Origin of the sequence: Microbacterium sp. BWT-B31 (assembly GCF_041379855.1) — a bacterium.
In the GTDB taxonomy this organism is placed as follows: Bacteria; Actinomycetota; Actinomycetes; order Actinomycetales; family Microbacteriaceae; genus Microbacterium.
In genome coordinates, this window is record NZ_JBFECU010000012.1 from 87,710 (window position 1) to 109,667 (window position 21,958).

The window sequence follows — 21,958 nt, forward strand, 5'->3', positions numbered from 1 at the left end:
CCGTCCCCTTCCTTCCCTTTTCAGAAACGAGAGACACCGACATGACCATGACCCCCGAACAGGCCCACTGGTTCCAGGGCACCTTCTCCCGTCTGGTCGACAACGTCGACCAGGCGCTGATGGGAAAGCGCGAGGTGGTGGGCCTGGTGCTCGCCGCGATGCTCGCCGAGGGTCACGTGCTGCTGGAGGATGCCCCGGGCACGGGCAAGACCAGTCTCGCCAAGGCGCTCGCCGCCACCGTGCAGGGCACGTCCAGCCGCATCCAGTTCACCCCCGACCTGCTGCCGTCGGACGTGACGGGCGTGACGATCTACGACCAGGCCGCGCACCGGTTCGAGTTCCACAAGGGCCCGGTGTTCGCCTCGATCGTGCTCGCCGACGAGATCAACCGCGCTTCGCCCAAGACCCAGTCGGCGCTGCTCGAGGTGATGGAGGAGTCGCGTGTGACCGTCGACGGCACCGCGCACGAGGCGGGGCGCCCCTTCCTCGTGATCGCGACGCAGAACCCGATCGAGCAGGCCGGCACCTACAAGCTGCCCGAAGCGCAGCTGGACCGCTTCCTCATCAAGACGAGCATCGGCTACCCCGACCTGGCCGTCGCCGAGCGCATCCTCGCGGGCGCCTCCGACCGCAATCCGTCGGCGCACCTGTCCGCGCTCATCACGACCGCCGCGGTCGCCGACATGGCCGACCTCGCCGCGACCGTGCACGTCGAGCCCGCCGTGCTGCGCTTCACCGCGCAGCTCGCCGAGGCCACGCGCGGCGACGCGTCGGTGCGCCTGGGCGTCTCGGTGCGCGGCGCGATCGCGATGATCCGCATCGCCAAGGTCTGGGCGGCCGCGCAGGGCCGCAACTACGTCACGCCCGACGACGTCAAGGCGCTCGCCGGTCCGGTGTGGACGCACCGCCTGGTGCTCGACCCCGAGGCGGAGTTCTCGGGCACGACCGCCGAGACGGTCATCGGACGCACCCTCGCCGCCGTCGCCGCGCCGCAGGCCCGGGCAGCCGCCTGATGACGGCGGAGGCCGCCGGATCGAGTGCCGCCATCGGCGGTGTATCGAGTTCGCTCACGCGTACCGCTCCCGAGGCTCGGGAGCGGCGTTCGTGGTGGACCGAGACCGGTGGGCCGGCGGCCGCCGCTCTTCTGCGTCGCGCCAGCGGCGTGGTGAGGGTCGTTCGACCGGTCGCGTGGGTGCTCATCGCCGGCGCGATCGCGCTGTGGTGGGCGGGCCAGGTGCTCGGCTGGTGGGAGCTGACGGTTGCGGCGGTCGTGGTGACGGCGGTGCTCGCGCTGTGCGCGCTGTTTCTCATCGGCCGCACCGCGTACGACGTCTCGCTCGACCTCAACCGCACGCATGTGGTGGTGGGGGAGCGCGCCGTCGGCGCCCTGACGCTGTCGAACTCCGGCGACCGGGCGATCCTGCCGTCTCGCGTGATCCTGCCCGTCGGCGCGGGCCGGGGCGTCTTCGAGATCGGCCGCCTGGCCGGAGGCGACACGATCGAGGAGCTCTTCGCGATCCCGACCACGCGCCGCGCGGTGCTCTCGGTCGGCCCGGTGAGCGTCGTGCGCGGCGATCCGCTGGGCCTGTTCGAACGCGTGCACCGTCGCGACGAGCCCGTCGACCTCTTCGTCCACCCCCGCACGGTGTCCTTCGAGGGCCACTCGATCGGGTTCGTGCGCGACCTCGAGGGCATGACGGTGCGCGACCTCTCGCGCGACGACATCTCGTTCCACGCGCTGCGCGAGTACCAGCCGGGCGACGACCTGCGGCATGTGCATTGGCGCTCGTCCGCCCGCACCGGCGATGTCATGGTGCGCCAGTACGAACAGACCCGCCGCTCGCACTTCGTGCTCGGCCTGTCGTGCAGCCCCGCCGACTACGCGAACGACGACGAGTTCGAGCTTGCGGTCTCGGCCGCAGGATCACTCGGCCTGCGCGCCGCGCGCGACTCCCGTCACGTCGACCTGCGCCTGCCCGGCCGCAGCATCTCGGCGACGACCGGCAAGCGCCTGCTCGACGCCCTCTCGGGCGTGGGGCACTCGCGCCCCCGCGACGGCGGGATCGGTGAGCTGGCGGCATCCGTCGCCGCCAACGTGGCCGCAGCCAGCGTCGTCGTGCTCGTGTGCGGCGCGAAGGTGCGCGCCGCCGCACTGCACGAGGCGTGCGCGCGGCAGCCGTATGGCACGCGCGTGCTGGCGATCGTGGCCGATGCCGGCGCCGGGGCGTCGCTGCGCCGCGTGGGCGATGCCGACGTGATCACCATCGGCGCGCTCGACCAGCTCCCTGGGGCCCTGCGGAAGGTGCTCGCATGAGCGCCGCGAAGGCCTCCGCACGCCGCTGGTGCCTCGACCTCGGCGCCTCGGCCCTGCTGCTGGCGGTGCCGATCGTCGGCTTCTGGCCGACCTACGCGACGGCCGGATACCTCGTGGCCGCCGTCGGCGGCCTGCTCGTGGGTGCGGCCATCGCCGCCGTCGCCGCGTGGCAGCGCTGGGGCATCCTGATCCTCGCCGGTCTCACCGTGCTGGCGTACTTGCTCCTCGGGCCCGCGCTGGCCGTGTCGGACTCGACGATCGCCCGGGTCGTTCCGACGCTCGAGTCGTGGCGCCTCCTGGCGGTCGGCGCGGTCGACTCGTGGAAGCAGCTGCTCACGACCGTCGCGCCCGTCCCGGCGGGCGAGGGCTTTCTCATCGTGCCGTTCCTGCTGGCGCTCGTCGCCTCGGTGCTCACGGTGAGCCTTGCGCTGCGCGCGCCCGTGCCGGCGTGGGCGCTCGTGCCGGCGACGGGCTTCCTCGCCGCGCAGATCGCCCTCGGCACGTCCGACCCGGCCCTCCCCGTGGCCGAAGGCGTCGTGTTCGCGGTCGCCGCGATCGGGTGGCTCGCGATCCGTCAGGCCTGGGCGCCGCAGGGCGACGCCGTCTCGCTCGGCGAGCGCGGCGCGTCGGGTGGCAGGGGCCGGCGCCTCGTGCTCGGTTCGGGCGTGGTCGCCGTCGCCGTGATCGTCGGCGTGGTCCTCAGCGGATTCGCGGCCCCGGCCGGCCCCCGGTACGTGCTGCGCGACGTGGTGATCCCGCCGTTCGACGTGCGCGAGTACGCGAGCCCGCTGCAGTCGTTCCGCTCCCTCGTGCGCGACTCGCGCGACGAGACCCTGTTCACCGTGTCGGGCATGCCCGAAGGGTCGCGCGTGCGTCTGGCCGCGATGGACGCCTACTCGGGCACGGTCTACAACGTGTCCGACATGGGGGCGGGCTCGTCGAGCGCGTTCACCCCGGTGCGCGGCGAGATGTCGCCGGACGCCCTGGGCACCCCGGCGCAGGTGCGCGTCGAGATCGGCGAGCTGTCGGGCGTGTGGATGCCGGGCGTCGGCGCCATCGAGGACGTCACGTTCGACGGCGACCGCGCGGAGGCGCTGCGCCGTTCGGCCTACTACAACCCGTCCACCGGAACCGGGGTGGTGGTCTCCCGGCTCAAGAGCGGAGACGCGTACGACCTGCACGTCGTCGTGCCGACCATGCCGACCGACGACGCCCTCGCCGACGCGGAGTTCGCCCCGGTGAAGATCCCGGCGCAGGAGGGCGTTCCCGAAGGCATTGCCGAGATGGCCTCGGATGCCGTGGCCGAGGCGACGACCCCTATCGAGCAGGTGCGCGCACTGCAGACGATGCTCTCGACGACGGGCTTCTTCAGCCACGGCCTCGAGGGGGAGCCGCCCTCGCGCGCCGGTCACGGAGCGGAGCGGATCGCATCGATGCTCGGCGCCAAGCAGATGGTCGGCGACGACGAGCAGTACGCGGTCGCGATGGCGCTGCTGGCCGACTCGATCGGCATCCCCTCGCGGGTCGTGCTCGGCTTCTATCCCGACCCCGACGCCGCGCCCGCACCGGTGTTCGACGCGACGGGCGAGAACGTCCACGCATGGGTGGAGGTGGCCTTCGACGGGTTCGGCTGGGTTGCGTTCGACCCGACGCCGCCCGAGGACCAGATCCCCAGCGACCAGACCACCAAGCCCAAGGCCGACCCGAAGCCGCAGGTGCTGCAGCCGCCGCCCCCGCAGGAGGAGCCGGTCGACCTGCCCCCGACGATCCCCGACGAGCGCGAGGACGACGACAAGGACGGGGCCGAGGGCGCCGACCTCGCACTGATCGTCGGCATCGCGTCGGGCTCGATCGGCATCCTGCTGGTGCTCGCCGCCCCGTTCGTGGTGATCGGCGCGCTGAAGGCCGGTCGCCGGCGCCGTCGCCGTGCCGCCGAGCGCCCCTCCGACCGCATCAGCGGCGGCTGGGACGAGCTCGTCGACCGCGCGAGCGACCTCGGCACGCCCGTGCGCCCCGGGGCGACGCGCCTCGAGGACGCTGCGGTCGTGAGCACCGCGTTCGCCGAGCCTGCCGTCGCGACCCTCGCCGTGCGCGCTGACGCCGAGGTGTTCGGCCCGGCCGAGCCCGACGAGGCCGACATCGCCGAGTTCTGGCGTCAGGTCGACGAGATGGTCGGCACGATGAGCTCGCGGTCGTCGTTCTGGCGCCGTCTGGGCGCGCGGCTGTCGCTGCGCTCGCTCCTGGCCGACACCCGCTTCGCGCTGCCCGCCAAGACGCCGCGCGCTCCGAAGCCCGTGCGTGAGCCGAAGCCCGCGGCCGAGGCATCCTCTTCCCCCGTCGACAACCCGGAGAATGCATGACCACCGTTTCCGCCACTGCCGCCGTCCCGGCGTCCCTCGGACGCCGCGTCGGCGCGTACGCGATCGACATCGCCATCGCCTGGGGCATCCAGGTCGTGCTCGTCTGCATCGGCGCGGGCGTCGTCATCGGCAGCGGCGCCAACCGCGAGGAGCGCTCCTTGGCGGTGGCGCTGCTATTCATGTACCTGCTCGTCGGCGTCGCGTCGCTCGCGTGGGCGTTCGTCTACACGGCGATGCAGGGCGGCAGGGGCTCGATCGGCCAGCGGGCGCTCGGACTGCGCCTGGCCGACGCCGGCACCGGCGCGCGCATCGGCTTCGGGCGCGCGCTGGGGCGCAACATCATCTGGGCGCTCGCCGGCTCGATCGTCGTCGGCTACTTCTCGCCCCTGTTCGACTCGAGCGGGCGCCGCCAGGGCTGGCATGATCTGGTCGCGAAGGCGGTCGTGATCGATGCGAAGGCGACGGATGCCTCGTCCCGCCCCGAACCGGAGGTCGCCGCTGCGGTGGCCAACCCGTACCTTCCGCCGCCCGCTGGCGCCGCCCCGGTCGCTGCGCCGCCGGCATCCCCGTCTCCGCCCGTCCCGCAGTTCACGCGACCCGCCCCGCCGGTGCCGGCGCCCGGCGGGGCGGGGCCCGGCGGCTTCGCCGCTCCGGCCGCACCGGCCGCACCCACCGGCGCGCTTGCCGTTGCGCAGTCCGGGCTCATCTCGGTCGTGCCCGGCGTGACCTCCGAGCAGGCCGCCGCCGCGCGCGCGACGCCTCCGGCGCCCGGTGGTGTCGCGACCGGCGCCGCCTCGACCGCGGTCGCCGATGATCTCGACGCGACGCGGGCCGTCGCGCCCGGCGGCGCGGGTCGCCCCGCGAGCGTGCGCGAATCGGCCGCTCTCGCGGTGCTGACGTGGGACGACGGCACGCGTGCGGCGGTGTACGGCCGCACCCTGTTCGGGCGCAACCCGGCGGCCGAGGGCGATGCCACGGTCATCGCGGTGCGCGACGAGACCCTGTCGCTGTCCAAGACGCACTTCGAGGTGGGTGGCGACGCATCCGGGCTGTGGGTCGTCGACCGCCACTCCACGAACGGCACCACCCTGGTCCGCGACGGCGCGCGCTCGGCGCTGGTCGCCGGCACGTCGACGGCGCTGCGGCCCGGCGACCGTCTCGAGTTCGGCGACCGCAGCGCCACGGTCAGCGCGACGTGACCACCCAGACCCGCCCGGTCGCTGTGGCCTTCGGCGCCGCGACCGACCCCGGCCGCCGCCGCACGATCAACGAGGACTCCCATCTCGCCGAGGGTCCGCTGTTCCTTGTCGCCGACGGCATGGGCGGTCACAACTCGGGCGAGATCGCCAGCGCCGCGGTCGTCGCCGAGTTCTCGCAGCTCGCGGGACGTCCGAGCCTGACGATCGACGACGTGCACGCGACGTTCCGCCGGGCACGCCACCGCGTCGAGTCGCTGCCTGCCGGCGGCGGAGCAGGGGCCGGCACCACGCTCACCGGCGTCGTCATCGCCGACGTGGAGGGCGCCGGCTACTGGCTCGCCCTCAACCTCGGAGACTCGCGCACCTATCGTCTGTCGGGCGGCGAGCTCGAGCAGATCAGCGTGGACCACTCCGTCGTGCAGGAGCTCGTCGATTCGGGCGAGCTGGCGGCCGCCGCGGCCGCCACCGACTCACGCCGCAACGTCATCACGCGCGCGATCGGCGCCGGAAGCGCCTCCGAGCCGGACTACTGGCTCCTGCCCGCCGAGGTCGGCGACCGCATGCTGGTGTGCTCGGACGGGCTTCCCGGCGAGCTCGCCGCAAGCGAGATCCGCGCGATCCTGACGACCGAGCCCGACCCCCAGGTCGCGGCCGACCGCCTCGTGGCCGCCGCGGTCGAGCGGGGCGGGCGCGACAACGTGACCGTTATCGTGGTGGACGCGCTGCGGGTCGGCGCCAGAGCCAAGATCGCGGATCTCGAGGACACCCGTCCGTCGCACAGTGCGCCGGGCGCAGAGGTCGACGTCGTCGAGGGCGACACGCTTCCGCGCACCGCCGCGAGAGGAGCCATCTGATGTCTGTGCACTACTGTCCCGGAGACGCGCCGGTCGCCGTCACCGCGCGCGGTCTGGTCGCGCTGCCCTCCGACGTGCCCGTGGCGCTGGCCGACCTCATCTGGCAGCGCGTGCGCGACGGCCAGGGCCTCGCGGCCGTGTTCGAGGCGCTCACCGACGTCTACGGCGCTTCGCTGACGGCGCTGCCGCCGTTCGCGGTCGCGCTCGCCGACGGCTCGGCCGTGCGCCTGGCCGTGCGCGGCGGCCTCGCGGTGACGGTGACGTCGGCCGCGGGCACCGAGTCCATCTCGGGCGTCGGCGTCACGACGTGGGTCGAGCGTGTGATCGAGGGTGTGACGCGCGTCGCGCTACGGCAGTCGGCGACGGTCCCCACGCCCACTCCAGACGCCGCTGACGCGGCGCCCGGAGCCTCCGGGCGGGTGGACCCAGCCTCGACCTTCGATCTTCCGATCGTCGACGGCGTCGTGCTCGCGTCGGGCGCGGAGTGGACTCCGGGTGCGGCAGCCGGTGCCGGTTCCGCGCCCGCCGAGGCTCCGGGCGCCGAGACAGCGACGTCTGGAGGGCCGGAGGGGACTGTCTCGCCGGCGTCGCTTGCGACCGACGGCGGTTCGCCCGCGCCGTTGGCCGAGCCCGAGGCGTTCGTGCCCGCGCCGCTCGCGTTCCCTTCCCTCCACGCGCTGAACCCCGAGCCCGAGCCTGAGCCTGAGCCTGAGCCCGCGTTCGACGCGCGGGTCGATTCGGCCGAGCCCGTCGACCCGTCGTCCGAGCTCGCTCCCGCCGTCGATCCGCTCCTCAAGACCGCAGAGCCCGCAGCGCCCGCAGAGCCCATCGCACCTGCCGAGCGGGCGCCCGGCCCGGCCGACTCCGCAGCGCAGCCTGCACCCGAGCGGCCCGCCCTCCCCGCGCGCGGCCCGTGGTCGGCGCTGGCCGCGACCCCGCCGCCCGTCCCGCCCGTGCCCGTCCCGCCCGCACCCGCAGCGCACGAGCCGGCTCTCGTCGGCTCCGCCGCGGTGCTCTCGGCGGTGGATGCCGACACCCTGCTTCCTACGGCGTCGACGATCATCCCGCCCCGCCCCGCCGATCGCGGCGACGAGCCGACGGCCGAGGCGGTGGAGGCCACCACCGGCTACGACCACCTGTGGGGAATGACCGTCGTGCGGTCTGTCGAAGACGCGGCCGTGCGCGAGGTCGCCGACGACGAGGCGACCGAGGCCGCGCGCGGGGAGGCTCCGGGCGCTGCGTCGGCGTCTGGAGCAGGTGTGGGGACCGCCGCATCCGACGAGGGCGACCACGACGGCGCGACGATCTCGGTCGCCCAGCTGCGCGCGATGCGCGGAGGCCTCGCCGACTCGGCGCCGCCGCCGCTCGCCCCGCCGCGGCTGCCGGCGCCGGGGCGCCTGCGCATGTCGACCGGCCAGGTGCTCGTGCTCGACCGGACGGTCGTCATCGGCCGGCGTCCGCGCGCGACGCGCATGACCGGCACGGATCTGCCGCACCTGGTCGCCGTCGACAGCCCGCAGCAGGACATCTCGCGCAGCCACGTCGAGATCCGCGTCGAGGGCGGCGCGATCCTGGCCACAGACCTGCGCACCACGAACGGCACCACCCTGCGCCGTCCGGGGAGCGAGCCGATGCGCCTGCACCCGGGGGAGGCCACCATCGTGGTCGCCGGCGACGTGATCGACCTCGGCGACGGCATCACCGTGGCCGTCGAGGATCCCTCGTGAGCGCCCGGCGCGCGGCGATGTCGCCGCCCGACCTTCCCGGGTTCACGTACGTCGACGTGCTCGGCTCGGGCGGGTTCGCCGACGTGTACCTGTACGAGCAGCAGCTGCCCAAGCGCCGCGTCGCGGTGAAGGTGCTGCTCACCGAGCGCATGTCGAGCGGGTCGGTGGCAGAGTTCACCGCCGAGGCGAACGTGATGGCGATGCTGTCGACGCACCCGGCGATCGTCACGATCTACCAGGCGGGGGTCTCGCGCGACGGGCGGCCGTACCTCGTCATGGAGTACTGCCCTCGGCCCAACCTGCAGGCCCGCTACCGCCGCGAGCCGTTCTCGGTCGCCGAGGCGCTGCGGGTCGGCGTGCAGGTCGCGGCCGCGGTCGAGACCGCCCATCGCGCCGGGGTGCTGCACCGCGACATCAAGCCCGCGAACATCCTGGTCACCGAGTACAACCGGCCCGCCCTCACCGACTTCGGCATCGCCTCGACGACCAGCGCCGCGGCCGAGTCGGCGGGCCTTTCGATTCCGTGGTCGCCGCCCGAGTCGTTCGCCGATGTGCCGCGCAGCGACCCGCGCTCCGACGTGTGGGCGCTCGGCGCGACGGTGTACACGCTCCTGGCCGGACACTCGCCGTTCGAGCAGCCGGGCGAGCGCAACACCGCCGCCGACCTGATCCAGCGCATCGAGCGGCAGGCCCTTCCCCCCCTCGCGCGCGCCGACGTGCCGGCATCCCTCCAGCACACGCTCGCGCAGGGGATGGCGAAGTCCTCCGCCGACCGCTACGAGAGCGCGCTCGCGTTCGCCCGCGCGCTGCAGAAGGTGCAGATCGAGCTGTCGCTCTCGGTGACGCCGATCGACATCCTCGATGACGCCGCGATCGACGACGTGCCGGAAGACGAGGACGACGGCCTCACCCGCGTGCGCGGCGTGGTCAGCATCGCACCCGAGACCAGGCCCGCGGCCGGCCCGACCCAGCCGTCGGCGACTCCCGGCTTCCGTGCGCAGCCGGTGGTCATGCCGCCGCGCGTCGACGCGTACGAGCCGGCAGACACGGTGCGAAGGGATGCCTCGCCCGCCGCGTTCGTCGACGACACGGTGCGCCCCGGATCGGCGTTCGCGCCCGCGGCGGGGGCCACGCGCCCAGAGGCCCCGGGCGCCGCGTCAGCGGCGTTCGGAGCGGGCGCGGGGACCCTCGATGAGACCATCGTGCGCGCCTCGGCCGACTTCGACTCCGCCGCCGCGGCCCCCCGCGCGAAGTCGCGCACGCCGCTCGTGGTCGGAATCGTGGCGGGCGTTGTCGCCGTGCTGGTGGTCATCGTCGTCGCTGTGTCACTGCCGGGGCTTCTCGGCGGCGCGCCCGACCCCGCGGCGACCCCTGACGCGACCAGCGACCCGAAGGACCCGATCTCGACGACAGTGGCCCCGCCCATCGACCTCGCCGGGGCGCCGGGCGCCGACGGCGTCGTGTTCACCTGGACGAACCCCGACCCGCAAGACGGCGACCGCTACCAGATCGGCGTGGTCACTCTCGATGCCGCCGAGATCGACTACCAGCCGGTCACCGAGCCGACGGCGGTCGTGGCCGCCGATCCGTCCGGGCGCACCTGCGTGAAGGTGATGACGGTGCGCGCGAACGGCACGTACTCCGACGCAGTGCAGGGGTGCACGCCGTGACGGGCGCCGAAACCGACGAGCTCACCGTCGACTTCGCGGGGGAGCTGTTCCAGGTCGACCCGCAGCGGCCGTTCACCGTGGGCCGCGAGGGCGACCTCTCGATCGACGACAACCTGTTCCTGCACCGCAACTTCCTCACGATCGAGCACCTCGGCGGGCTGTGGATCCTCTCGAACGTCGGCAGCCGGCTGTCGGCGACCGTCACCGATTCGGCAAGCCGCGTGCAGGCGTGGCTCGCGCCGGGCGCCCGCCTGCCGCTCGTGTTCGCGGCCACCACCGTCATCTTCAGCGCCGGTCCGACCACGTACGAGCTCACGATCCACGCCGCCGAGCCGATGTTTCGCGAGACGCAGCCCGCCGACGAGTCCGACGGGCTGTCGACCATCGGCGCCGTGCCGCTGACGCCCAGCCAGCGGCTCATGATCCTCGCCCTCGCCGAGCCGGTGCTGCGGCGCGAGGGCACCGGAATGAGCGAGCTGCCGACGTCGGCGCAGGCAGCCCAGCGCCTGGGCTGGACCCTCACCCGCTTCAACCGCAAGCTCGACAACGTGTGCGACAAGCTCGACCGCATCGGCGTGCCGGGCATGCGCGGCGGCGTGCGCTCGTTCGCGACGAACCGCCGTGTGCGGCTCGTCGAGCACGCGATCTCGGCGCGACTGGTCACGCGCGAAGACCTTCCCCTCCTCGACGAGGAGCACGATTCCCAGGGAGATGACGACGCGTGAAGCTCAAGTTCACGTTGCACAGGCCCGGCGCGCCCGTCGACCTCGAGGTGACCGCTGACGGCACCTCGACGGTGGGCGACCTCGCCCGCACCCTGGTGCTCGCCGATCCGGGCGGCGGCGGCGACCCCGGAGCGGTGACGCTGACCGTCGCCGAGTCCGGTGGCGGGCGCCTGGTCGATCCCGATCGCGCGGTGGCCGAGTCCGGCATCCGCTCGGGTTCGACGGTGCAGGTCACGCCCGCTCCCGCGCTCGCGGGCGACGAGGCGCCGGCCGCCGTGCTGCGCATCCTCTCCGGCCCGCGCGCGGGCACCGAGCGCCCGCTGCGCTCTGGCTCGAGCATCGTGGGCCGCGATCCGGGCGCCGACATCGTCATCGACGACCCGCTGATCTCGAAGCGCCACGCGCGCATCAACGTCGACGCCGGCGTCGAGATCATCGACCTCAACTCGGCCAACGGGCTTGTCATGGGCGGCGAGCAGATCGCGCGCACGGCGCTGTCGCCGGCGGATGCCGTGACTCTCGGCTCCACCGAGATCTCGGTGATCCCGCTCAGCCGCCCCGGCGTCGCGCACGTCGCGTCGCCGGTCGTGGAGGTCGTGCGCTCGCCGCGCGTCGTGCCGCGGTACGAGAAGCCCGAGTTCAAGGCGCCCAAGCCGCCCAAGCCCGAGGCTCCGCATCGGCTTCCGCTGATCGCGCTGATCGCGCCCCTCATCATGGGCGCGATCCTGTTCGCGTTCACGCAGCAGATCCTGGCGGTCGTGTTCGTCGCCCTGAGCCCGCTCATCATGATCGCGGCGTGGATCGACAACCGCCTCACGGCGCGGCGCGAGCACAAGCAGGCCGTCCAGCAGTTCGACGCGGGCATGGAGCACTTCGACAAGCTCATGGCCGCCGAGCAGGTCGAGGAGCGGGCGGTGCGCACCGCCGAGGTGCCGGCGCTGGCCGACGCGCTGTCGTCGCTGTCGTCGTGGGGCGACCTGACGTGGACGCACCGGCCGGAGCATCCGTTCTTCTTGACGGCCCGGCTCGGCACCGGGCGCCTGCCCTCCCGCGCCCGCATCGACGTCACGGGGCTCGACGAAACCCTGCCCGAGTTCGCCGACCGCCTCATCGCGCTGCGCGAGCGCTTCGCGGGCATCGACGACGTGCCGGTCGTCGCGGATCTGCGCGAGGCGGGCAACGTCGGCATCGCGGGTGCGAGGGGGCAGGCCGATGCCGCGGCCCGCGCCTTCGTGATGCAGCTGGTCGCGACGCACTCGCCCGCCGAGCTCGTCGTGGCGGCGTTCACGTCTCCGGCGACCCGTCCGGCGTGGTCGTGGCTGGAGTGGCTGCCGCACACCAGCTCCCCCCACACGCCTCTCGAGGGGGCGCATCTGGCGGCGGGCCCCGGAACCGGCGCGGCGCTGCTGTCGCGCGTGGAGGGCCTGGTCGAGGCGCGCATCGCGTCGAGTTCGCCCGGATCGCTCTCGAGCGACCTGCGCGGCCCCATCGAGACCGGCAAGGCGCGCGAGAGCACGCCGCCGCAGACCCCCGCGGTGGTCGTGCTGGTCGAGGACGACGCGACCGTCGACCGCGCCCGCCTCACACGCCTGGCCGAGCGCGGCCCCGGCGTCGGCGTGCACCTGGTGTGGGTGGCCGCGCATTCCGGGGCGCTCCCGGCCGCGTGCCGCACGTTCCTGACGGTCGCGGCCGAAGCCTCGGGCACGGCCGCCGGCATCGTGCGCCGCGGCCTGTCGTCGACGCCGGTGCGGGTCGAGCTGCTCGACGAGGACTCGGCGACCGCATGGGCGCGCGTGCTGTCGCCGACGGTGGATGCCGGCACCCCCGTCGACGATGAGTCGGACCTTCCGCGCTCGGTGTCGTACCTCGACCTGGTCGGCAGCGACATCGGGGGCGACCCGGGCGCGATCGTGGACCGCTGGCGTGAGAACGACTCCATCACGCCGCGCGACGGCCGCGCGCCGCAGCGCCGCGCGAAGGAGGGCAACCTCCGCGCGCTCGTCGGGTACGCCGGCGCCGGGGCGTTCCAGCTCGACCTGCGCTCGCAGGGGCCGCACGCGCTGGTGGGCGGCACGACGGGCGCGGGCAAGAGCGAGTTCCTGCAGTCGTGGGTGCTCGGCATGGCGGCGGCGCACAGTCCCGACCGCGTGACGTTCCTGTTCGTGGACTACAAGGGCGGTTCGGCCTTCGCGGACTGCGTCGACCTGCCGCACACCGTGGGCCTGGTCACCGACCTGTCGCCGCACCTCGTGCGCCGTGCGCTGACGTCGCTGCGCGCAGAGCTGCGCTACCGCGAGCACCTGCTCAACCGCAAGAAGGCCAAGGACCTCGTGTCGCTCGAGCGCACCGGCGACCCCGAGACGCCGCCGAGCCTCATCATCGTCGTCGACGAGTTCGCGGCCCTCGTGAGCGAGGTGCCCGAGTTCGTCGACGGCGTCGTGGATGTCGCCCAGCGCGGCCGCTCGCTGGGACTGCACCTGATCCTCGCCACGCAGCGCCCGGCCGGCGTCATCAAAGACAACCTGCGCGCCAACACGAACCTGCGCGTCGCGCTGCGCATGGCCGACGCCGAGGACTCGTCCGACATTCTCGGAACACCGATGGCGGCCCACTTCGACCCGTCGATCCCCGGGCGCGGCGCCGCCAAGACCGGTCCCGGACGCATCGTGTCGTTCCAGACCGGCTACGTCGGCGGCTGGACCACGGGCGAGAAGCCGCGTCCGCAGATCGACATCCAGGAGCTGGACTTCGGGGCGGGCGCCACGTGGGAGGTCCCCGCCCCCGCGGTGGCGAAGGTCGCAGACCCCGGCCCGAGCGACATCGCCCGCATCGTGCGGTCGGTGCGCACCGCGGCATCCGGCCTTCAGATCCCGGCCCCGCGCCGGCCGTGGCTGGACGAGCTCGCCGCGGCGTACGACCTCGCGCGACTGCCGAGCCCGCGCACCGACGAGCGGCTGCTGGTGGGCGTGCTCGACGACCCGAGCACGCAGTCCCAGCCCACCGCGTTCTACGAGCCCGACCGCGACGGCAACGTCGCGATCTTCGGCACCGGCGGCTCGGGCAAGAGCACGACGCTGCGCGGGATCGCGGTGTCGGCGGCGATCACCCCGCGCGGCGGGCCGGTGCAGGTCTACGGCCTGGACTTCGGCGCCAGCGGCCTGCGCATGCTCGAAGACCTGCCGCACGTCGGCGCGATCATCGCCGGTGACGACGAAGAGCGCGTGACACGACTGCTGCGGATGCTGCGCGACATCGTCGACGAGCGCTCGGTGCGCTACGGCGAGGTGCGGGCCGGCACGATCGCCGAGTACCGCCGGCTCGCGAACCGTCCCGACGAGGCGCGCATCATCGTGCTCATCGACGGGCTCGGAGCCTTCCGCGAGCAGTACGAGTTCGCAAGCGGCACCAGCGGCTGGTTCACCCTCTTCTCGCAGCTCGCGGTCGACGGCCGCCAGGTGGGCGTGCACTTCGTGATGACCGGAGACCGGCCCAGCGCCCTGCCCACCTCGATCGCCTCCACGGTGCAGAAGCGCTTCGTGCTGCGTCTGGCGACCGAAGAGGACTATCTGCTGCTGGGCGTGCCGAAGGACGTGCTGAGCCCTGCCTCTCCGCCTGGCCGCGGCATGGTGGACGGCGACGAGATCCAGTTCGCCGTGCTCGGCGGCAGCTCGAACATGGCCGTGCAGTCGCGCGAGCTCGAGCGGCTCGCCGAGGCGATGCGCCGGCAGGGGGTGCCCGAGGCGCCGCCGGTCGGGCGCCTGCCCGCGCACGTCGAGCTGTCCGCGCTTGCGGCGGTGGCGGCATCCGGCGAGATCGTCATCGGACTCGGCGACGAGAACCTCGACCCGGCCGGGATCGAGGCCACGGGCGCGTTCCTGCTCTCGGGCCCTCCCGGCAGCGGCCGCACGACGGCGCTCGCGACCATCGCCGCGGCCATCCGCAGGGCCGAGACCCGACGCGCCATCGTGCATCTGTCGCCGCGGCGCCTGTCGCCGCGCCTGTCGACCGAGGCGCGCTACGCGGCTCACGACCCGGAGTCGGTCGCCCAGCTCGCCGAGCGGGTCGCCGATTCGATCGAGGCGGGACTGCTCGTGGCGCCGGTGATTCTCATCGAGCATGTCACCGACTTCACCGGCACCGAGGCCGAGTCCTCGCTCGATCGCCTGATCCGCGTCGCGGTGCGGGCGGAGGCGTTCGTCGTCGGCGAGGCGGAGTCCTCGACCTGGGGGCAGGCGTGGACCCTCGCGCAGCCGTTCAAGGCGGCCCGCCGCGGCCTCGCACTGGCGCCCAGCGACGTCGACGGCGAGGGGCTGTTCGGCACGTCGCTCGGCCGGGTGCGTCGCGCGGACTTCCCCCCGGGCCGGGGATTCGTCATCCACCAGGGGCGCGCCCGGCGCCTCCAGGTGGCCGTCGCGGAGGCACCTGTGTGACTCCGCGCGACCGCTGGGGATATCTCCCCATCGACCGTCCGTCCCGCGTCGCGTTAGCGTCGTAGACAACGGGAGGGAAGCCTCTCGGAAGGACTCCCCGGCACACCGGGCCGGGTCGGGAAAACACAACCAGTTCACATCGCACGAAGGAGAAAACCATGGCCGTTTGGGGTCTTGACGTTCAGCAGGTCCGCGAGCTCTCGTCGCAGCTCAACCAGAAGGCTGGCGAGATCCAGCAGATCCTCACGCAGCTGAGCTCGAAGCTCAGCTCGACGCAGTGGAACGGCCCCGACGCCGAGCGCTTCCGCAACGAGTGGTCGGGTCAGCACACCGCGTCGCTGAAGAACGTCATCAACGCTCTGCACGACGCCGCGCAGAAGGCTTCGAAGAACGCCAGCGCGCAGGAGTCCACCTCGAGCTCGCTCTGACGCGCGAAGCGTCGGGGGGCGGCCGGTACGGTCGCTCCCCGATGTTTCGTCAGAGCCTCTGATCCACTCGTCGAGAATGGGGTGACATGGGCCTGTACGGTGCCGACATCGCGCAGTTGCGCGGCACGGCGGCTGAGTTCGAACGCGCTGCGAGCGCACTCGAGTCGATCGGGTCGCTGCTGGGCGGCGAGCTCTCGCGAGCGCCGTGGAAGGGGGCGGATGCCACGCAGTTCCGCTCGCACTGGGACACGGACTACTCGCGGCGCATCGCCGACGCCTCCACGCGGCTGCGCGAGGCCGCGAAGTCGCTGCGCGCGAACGCCGACGACCAGGAGGCCACGAGCATGTCGGACGGCGGCCCGGGGGGCGCCGGCGGATCCGGCGGCGCGCATCAGGGTGGAGCAGGCTCCAACGGGGGCCCGGGGGGCTCGTACGGTCCCGGTGAGATCCCGAAGATCACGCAGGGGTACGGCACGGCCGACAACCGGCCGTGGCACGGCACCGGGTGGGGCGGCGAGGGCGAGGTCGGCGAGGACGGCGCCACGTGGCGTCTCGGCGGTTACGCCAAGGGCGAGACCGAGGGCGACTTCTTCGGCGCCGACGGCAAGGCCGAGGGCGAGGTGGGGGCGGGCGTGAAGGCCCACGCCGGCGGGTCGTACAGCTTCGGCACTGAGGACGACGTCAAGCGCGGGCCGATCCACGAGAACGGCCTCATCGGTGACGGCAAGGGCGACCCCAAGCACTGGGGCGCCGACATCACCAAGAACAAGACCGGGCTTGAGGCCTCCGGCGAGGCCTCGGCCATCGCGGGCGCGTGGGCCGAGGGCTCGGCCGGCTTCGACGCCGGCTACGGGTCGGCCGGGGTCAGCGGCGAGGCGATGGCCGGAGCCCGTGCCGACATCGGCGGCGGTGCGTCGATCGGTGAGAACGGGCTGCAGCTCGGGGCGAGCGCGGGGGCGTTCGCGGGGGCTGAGGCCAAGGCCGGAGTCGAGGCCGAGGTGCTCGGCGTCGGCGGCGACCTCGAGGTCGGTGTGCGCGCCGGTATCGGCATCGACGCCGGGGCGAACGCCCAGTTCTCGTTCGACAATGTGGAGCTGGAGTTCGAGCTGGGTGCTGCGCTCGGAGTCGGGTTCACGATCAAGCCCTCCATCAGCTTCAGTCCGTCCGAGATGGCGCACGACATCATGAACCTGTTCGGCTGACAGCCGGCACCCACACCCTGAGAGGACGACATGCCCGAGGCATCCTTCCCCAGCGACGCGTTCCCGGCGCTGCCGGCCGTCACGATCGATCTTCCCGAAGGCTGGAAGCCGCGTGCGGTGCCCGGCACCTTCCTCGCGGCGATCGACGACCGCGGCAGCGCGTTCTCGCCGAACGTGGTGCTCGGCATCACGCGCGTGGGCGCCGGTCACACCCTTGAGGCCGCCGCGGCCGCGGTCGCCCAGCACATCGAGTCGCTTCCCGAGGTCGCCCCGGTTGACAGCGCGCGCGTCGACTTCGGCGGCGCCGAGTGGTGGGTCACCGAGTTCGCCTACTCGACCGACGCCGCCGGCACGGTCGCCCAGGTGGTCGCGGTGAGCGTCGTCGACCACGGCGACGTCGTCGACGTGCTGCGCCTCACCGGCACGGCCACGCCCGCCGACTACGAGACGTCGCTGCCGCAGATCCGCGGCATCGTCTCGAGCGTCCGGCTCGGCTGAAGCCGGGCGCGGGGCCCGACCGGCTCAGCGGCCGGAGTCGTGCAGGTGCCGCGCGCCGTGCGCCACGACCTTGATGAGCACGCCGCGGCGGCGCAGTTCGGCGACGGTGCGGGTCTCTTCGTCGATGTCGCGACCGAGCGCGTGCACGTTGGCCACCACGAGCACGTCGCCGCGGTCGAGTCGCCCGAACAGGCGCGTCAGGCGCTCCTCCCACGTCTCGAGGGACTCGGGCGCCGGATGCCGGAACCCCTCGATCGGCACCCCGAAGTGCGTCAGCAGGTCGCGCTGCTCGACGACTGACGGCATCCCCTCGCGGGCGATGACGAGTCCGACCAGGTGTGCGCCGTCGGGCCGTGCCAGCCACCAGTCGCGGTCGCGCTGCAGTTCGGTGAAGCACTTGGGGCACTCGGCGGCCGGGTGCGGCAGGTCGAGCGGGCTCGTCTCTGGCGCGGGCTCGCCGGGCGGTCGCATCGCCGCCGGATTCGTGGTGCCCGTGTCGCTCATGTCCTGCCCTTCATTTCCTCCCATTGTGCCCCGTCTCGGGCGGGCTCCGCGCCGGATTGCTCAAGCCTCGTCGAGGCGGATCTGCAGGCTCAGCTGGTCGGCGTCCAGCTGCGCCAGAGCGTGCCGCAGATTGGCGGAGCTGTACTGGCCCCCCGACGACAGCTCGACCAGTCGCGCGCGCATCGCCTCGATCATCGCGATGCGCACTCCGAGGAGGTCGTTCACGAACGCCTGGTTCTGCTCGTCCGGCGGCCGGACGAGCAGGGAGGACGCCTTTTCGACCAGGTCGGCCGGGAACGGCGTGCCGTCGTCGCGCCGCAGCGCGGTCGCGGTGAGGGTCGCGGCGGCGGCCTGGCGCAGTTCGAGGTCCAGGCGGGCCTGCTGGTTGCGGTCGAGGGATTCGTCGGCCGGCTCGATGCGCAGCACCCGCACCAGCGGCCCCAGCGTGAAACCCTGCAGGATCAGGCTGCCGACGGCGACGAGGAACGCGACGAACACCAGCAGCGGTCGCTCAGGACTCTCGGCCGGGAGGGTCTGGGCTGCGGCGAGGGTCACGACGCCGCGCATGCCCGCCCACACGATGACCGCCCCCTCCTTCCAGCCGATCGGTGAGTCGCGATAGTAGGCGAGGGTTGCTCGCGAGCTCATGAGGCGCCTGCGCATCGCGCCCACGCGCCGCTGCAGGTGCGCCGGGTCGCGCGCCTTGTCACCCGGCGGCGGTGTCGGCGGTGCGGCGGCGACGACGTCCAGCGTCTGCGAGAACGCGTCGAGCCTGCGGGCGCGACGCGGATCCCGCCGGGCGCGCAGCGCCTGCCCCCACACGAGTATCGCGACGTACCCGGCGCGCACCGCCAGGAGGATCCCGAGCGCGGCGGCCGCAAGCCACACGCCGTGCCAGATGCCGGACTCGCTCTCGCCGTTCGCCCGCACGATCTCTTTGAGCTCGAGCCCCATCAGCAGGAACACCGCGCCCTCGAGCACGACCTCGACCATGCGCCAGTTCAGCTCGTCTGAGAGGCGCTGCTCTGGTGTGAAGCGCCGCGCGGCGCCCTGCCCCGTGACGATGCCGGCCACGACCGCCGCCACGAGCCCCGAGCCGCCGAGCTGCTCGGTGGGCAGGAACGCGGCGAACGGCACGACCAGTCCGATCGCGGTGTTGGCGGCCGGGTTCGAGATGAGCGCGCGCACGCGCAGGTTGACCCAGCCGATGATCCCGCCGACGATGAGCGCCACCAAGACGCCCCACACGAACGCGCCGAAGAACCCCGGTCGGGCGACCGCGGCCTCTTCCTGCATCGCCGTGGCGGTTCCGACGACCGATGCCGCGACAGCCGTGCGCAGCAGCACGAGCGAGGTCGCGTCGTTGAGCAGGCTCTCGCCTTCGAGCATCGTGATGACGCGTCGTCCGAGGCCCATGCGCTTGGCGATCGACGTGGCCACGGCGTCGGTCGGGCTGAGGATCGCTCCGAGCCCGAGTGCCAGAAGAAAGTCCAGACCCGGGATCATCGCGCGGAAGAAGAGCGCCAGCACGATGGCGCTCACCGCCACGAGGATCACCGCCAGCCCGGCGATCGGCCAGAAGTCGCGCCGGAACTCGATCGCGGGCAGCGACACCGCCGCCGAGTACAGCAGCGGCGGCAGCACCCCCACGAGGATCAGGTCGGGATTGACCGTGATGGCCGGGACGAAGGGGAGCAGGCTCACCCCGAGCCCCACGATGACGAGGATCAGCGGTCCGGCGATCTTCAGCTTCGGCGCGATCGCGGTGGCGACCGCGATGACCACGATCGCGATGATCGCGAAGATCAGCGACTCCTCGTTCACCGTGCGGCCTCCGGGTGGGCGGCGCGGCGGTGCACAGTCAAGGGCTGCATGTGCAGAGCCTATGCCCGGTACCGTGACGGCATGACCTTCAACGACAACGCCAGCGTCGGCGCAAACCGGGCGCGTCGGCGCGGCGCCGGGGCGGGGATCGCGGTCGGCGGTATCGGCGGCATCGGCGCGATCGCCGTGCTGCTGCTGAGCCTGTTCACCGGCGGCGACTTCACGAGCCTTCTCGGCGGGGGAGGCGCGCCGATCGCCGGTGGCAGCGGCGGCGGCCAGACCGAGATCGCACAGTGCGAGACCGGGGCGGATGCGAACGCACGTGACGACTGCCGGCTGGCCGCGGCATCCCTCAATCTGGACCAGTACTGGGGAAGCGTCGTGGACGACTACCGCGCACCGCAGCTGATCATCGTCGACGGTTCGACGCCGACCCAGTGCGGCACGGCGTCGAACCAGACCGGGCCGTTCTACTGCCCGCCCGAGGAGAGCGTGTACGTCGACCCCACCTTCTTCGCGCTGCTGCGCGAGCAGTTCGGCGCGACGGCGGGCCCCCTCGCGCAGCTGTACGTGCTCGCGCACGAGTACGGGCACCACATCCAGAACATCACCGGGACCATGACCAGGAACCCGAACAACGGCACCGGGGCAGGCAGCAACGGGGTGCGCACCGAACTGCAGGCGGACTGCTTCGCAGGGGCCTGGATCGCCGACATGACCGCGCAGGTCGACCAGAACGGCGTGCCGTTCATGCAGGAGCCGACACCGCAGCAGCTGCAGGATGCCCTGGGCGCCGCGGCATCCGTCGGCGACGATCACATCCAGCGGGAGTCGGGCGGCTTCGTGAATCCCGAGAGCTGGACGCACGGCTCCAGCGAGCAGCGTCAGCGCTGGTTCGCCGCGGGATACCAGGGAGGTGTGAGGGTCTGTGATACGTTCGCGGTGCCGGGGGGCAGCCTATGATGACGCATCTCGACGGGATCCTGTACCCGCCGATCAAGCCTTACGAGACGGGCGAACTGATCGTCGGCGACGGTCAGCGCGTGCACTGGGAGCAGAGCGGCTCGCCTGACGGAAAGCCCGTCGTCGTGCTGCACGGCGGTCCGGGATCGGGGTCGCGCGGGTCGTACCGCCGCTTCTTCGACCCGGACGTGTACCGCATCGTGCAGCTCGACCAGCGCGGCGCGGGCCGCAGCACCCCTCCCGCGCACGAACCCGAGGCGGATCTGCGTCACAACACCACGTGGCACCTGGTCGCCGACCTCGAACTGCTGCGGCGCAACCTCGCGATCGAGCAGTGGCAGCTGTTCGGCGGCTCGTGGGGCTCCACACTCGCCCTCGCGTACGCCGAAGCCCACCCGCAGCTGGTGAGCGAACTGGTGCTGTGGAGCATCTTCACCCTGCGCCGGCACGAGATCGAGTGGATGTACGAGGGCGGTGCCGCAGCGATCTACCCCGACCTGTGGGAGGAGTTCATCGCGCCGATCCCGGTGCTCGAGCGCGCGCGCCTGCTCGAGGCGTACCACCGGTGCCTGACGGACCCCGACCCGGCCGTGCACGTTCCCGCAGCTGTCGCATGGACCCGGTGGACGGCGTCCCTCGCGACGCTGCTGCCGCAGCCCGAGGCCGTCGAGAAGCTGCTGAAGCCTTCGCGCGCCGTCGCCTCTGCGCGGCTGCAGAACCACTACTTCCTCAACGGGGCGTGGCTCGAAGAGGGGCAGCTCATCGCCCGCGTCGATTCGATCCGCCACCTTCCGGCAGCGATCGTGCAGGGGCGCTACGACATCTGCGCGCCCCCGATGACCGCGTGGGACCTGCATCGCGCGTGGCCGGAGGCCGATTTCACGATGGTTCCGGATGCCGCGCACCTCGCATCCGAGCCGGGCATCGCCGCTGCGCTCCGCGCTGCGACCGACCGCTTCGCCGCCGCTTCGGTGAGCGAGGAACTCGGGTCGCTCGTCGAGTAGGGGCGGGGGTCGCAGGTTGCTCCCTTCGCGTCGGTGGTTGAGTGAGCGCAGCGAGACGACAACTCCGATGTCGCTGTGTCAGGCGCTGAGCTCTGAGCACACATCTTCTGAACCCGCGCCGGGTCGGAAGCCTCCTAGATGAGTGAGTCCGATCGTCTTCAGTGGTCGTAGGCGATGAGGGAGCGTTTGGCGGGGGCGCCGGTGACCCAGTTGTGCCAGATGCCGGCGGCGAGGGCGAGGAGTCTGGCGGCGACGC

General features: G+C 72.9%; 16 protein-coding genes and 1 pseudogene. 14 read left to right on the forward strand and 3 right to left on the reverse strand.

Features of this window, described 5'->3' with window-relative positions; translation table 11 throughout:
• Positions 1–41 precede the first annotated feature (41 nt).
• The 12 genes from AB1K54_RS13015 (at position 42) to AB1K54_RS13070 (ending at position 17,407) form a co-directional block, all read left to right on the forward strand.
• Positions 42–1,013, forward strand: a complete 972-nt coding sequence (locus tag AB1K54_RS13015) for an AAA family ATPase (RefSeq protein ID WP_371203180.1) — start codon at positions 42–44, stop codon at positions 1,011–1,013.
• A complete protein-coding gene (locus AB1K54_RS13020; RefSeq protein WP_371203181.1) occupies positions 1,013–2,314 on the forward strand; it encodes a DUF58 domain-containing protein in 1,302 nt (433 codons plus the stop codon). Before AB1K54_RS13015 ends, AB1K54_RS13020 begins: the two co-directional genes overlap by 1 nt.
• Entirely contained in the window at positions 2,311–4,674 is a 2,364-nt protein-coding gene (locus AB1K54_RS13025; protein ID WP_371203182.1) for a transglutaminase family protein, read from the forward strand. The genes AB1K54_RS13020 and AB1K54_RS13025 overlap by 4 nt, the downstream gene beginning before the upstream one ends.
• Entirely contained in the window at positions 4,671–5,873 is a 1,203-nt protein-coding gene (locus AB1K54_RS13030; RefSeq protein ID WP_371203183.1) for an RDD family protein, read from the forward strand. Before AB1K54_RS13025 ends, AB1K54_RS13030 begins: the two co-directional genes overlap by 4 nt.
• Complete coding sequence (locus tag AB1K54_RS13035) at positions 5,870–6,727, forward strand: PP2C family serine/threonine-protein phosphatase (RefSeq protein ID WP_371203184.1); 858 nt, start codon at positions 5,870–5,872, stop codon at positions 6,725–6,727. Before AB1K54_RS13030 ends, AB1K54_RS13035 begins: the two co-directional genes overlap by 4 nt.
• Positions 6,727–8,454: an FHA domain-containing protein gene (locus tag AB1K54_RS13040; protein WP_371203185.1), complete on the forward strand. Its 1,728-nt coding sequence runs from the start codon at positions 6,727–6,729 to the stop codon at positions 8,452–8,454. The genes AB1K54_RS13035 and AB1K54_RS13040 overlap by 1 nt, the downstream gene beginning before the upstream one ends.
• Positions 8,451–10,124 carry a serine/threonine-protein kinase gene (locus tag AB1K54_RS13045; RefSeq protein ID WP_371203186.1) on the forward strand — a complete coding sequence of 558 codons (1,674 nt, stop codon included), beginning with the start codon at positions 8,451–8,453 and terminating at the stop codon, positions 10,122–10,124. Before AB1K54_RS13040 ends, AB1K54_RS13045 begins: the two co-directional genes overlap by 4 nt.
• A complete protein-coding gene (locus tag AB1K54_RS13050; protein WP_371203187.1) occupies positions 10,121–10,849 on the forward strand; it encodes a hypothetical protein in 729 nt (242 codons plus the stop codon). Before AB1K54_RS13045 ends, AB1K54_RS13050 begins: the two co-directional genes overlap by 4 nt.
• Positions 10,846–15,279 (forward strand): FtsK/SpoIIIE domain-containing protein, encoded by a 4,434-nt coding sequence (locus AB1K54_RS13055; protein ID WP_371203188.1) that lies wholly within the window; start codon positions 10,846–10,848, stop codon positions 15,277–15,279. The genes AB1K54_RS13050 and AB1K54_RS13055 overlap by 4 nt, the downstream gene beginning before the upstream one ends.
• A gap of 158 nt (positions 15,280–15,437) precedes the next feature.
• The gene (locus tag AB1K54_RS13060; protein ID WP_371203189.1) at positions 15,438–15,707 is read left to right on the forward strand and encodes a WXG100 family type VII secretion target; all 270 of its coding nucleotides are present in this window, start codon (positions 15,438–15,440) and stop codon (positions 15,705–15,707) included.
• 86 nt (positions 15,708–15,793) lie between these two features.
• Entirely contained in the window at positions 15,794–16,909 is a 1,116-nt protein-coding gene (locus tag AB1K54_RS13065) for a WXG100 family type VII secretion target (protein WP_371203190.1), read from the forward strand.
• Between the two features lie 30 nt (positions 16,910–16,939).
• Positions 16,940–17,407, forward strand: coding sequence for a hypothetical protein (locus AB1K54_RS13070; RefSeq protein ID WP_371203191.1), 468 nt, complete (start codon positions 16,940–16,942; stop codon positions 17,405–17,407).
• A gap of 24 nt (positions 17,408–17,431) precedes the next feature.
• Here AB1K54_RS13070 and AB1K54_RS13075 read toward each other — a convergent pair whose 3' ends face one another.
• Complete coding sequence (locus AB1K54_RS13075) at positions 17,432–17,911, reverse strand: recombinase family protein (RefSeq protein WP_371203192.1); 480 nt, start codon at positions 17,909–17,911, stop codon at positions 17,432–17,434.
• 60 nt (positions 17,912–17,971) lie between these two features.
• On the reverse strand, positions 17,972–19,735 hold the full coding sequence (locus AB1K54_RS13080; RefSeq protein WP_371203193.1) for a cation:proton antiporter: 1,764 nt from the start codon (positions 19,733–19,735) through the stop codon (positions 17,972–17,974).
• Between the two features lie 81 nt (positions 19,736–19,816).
• Here AB1K54_RS13080 and AB1K54_RS13085 point away from each other — a divergent pair, with 81 nt between their 5' ends.
• On the forward strand, positions 19,817–20,698 hold the full coding sequence (locus AB1K54_RS13085; protein ID WP_371203194.1) for a neutral zinc metallopeptidase: 882 nt from the start codon (positions 19,817–19,819) through the stop codon (positions 20,696–20,698).
• A complete protein-coding gene (gene pip / locus AB1K54_RS13090; protein WP_371203195.1) occupies positions 20,695–21,702 on the forward strand; it encodes a prolyl aminopeptidase in 1,008 nt (335 codons plus the stop codon). The genes AB1K54_RS13085 and pip overlap by 4 nt, the downstream gene beginning before the upstream one ends.
• Positions 21,703–21,860: 158 nt before the next feature.
• Here the strand turns inward: pip and AB1K54_RS13095 are convergent.
• Positions 21,861–21,958, reverse strand: a pseudogene (locus AB1K54_RS13095) (IS982 family transposase); the annotation flags it as partial.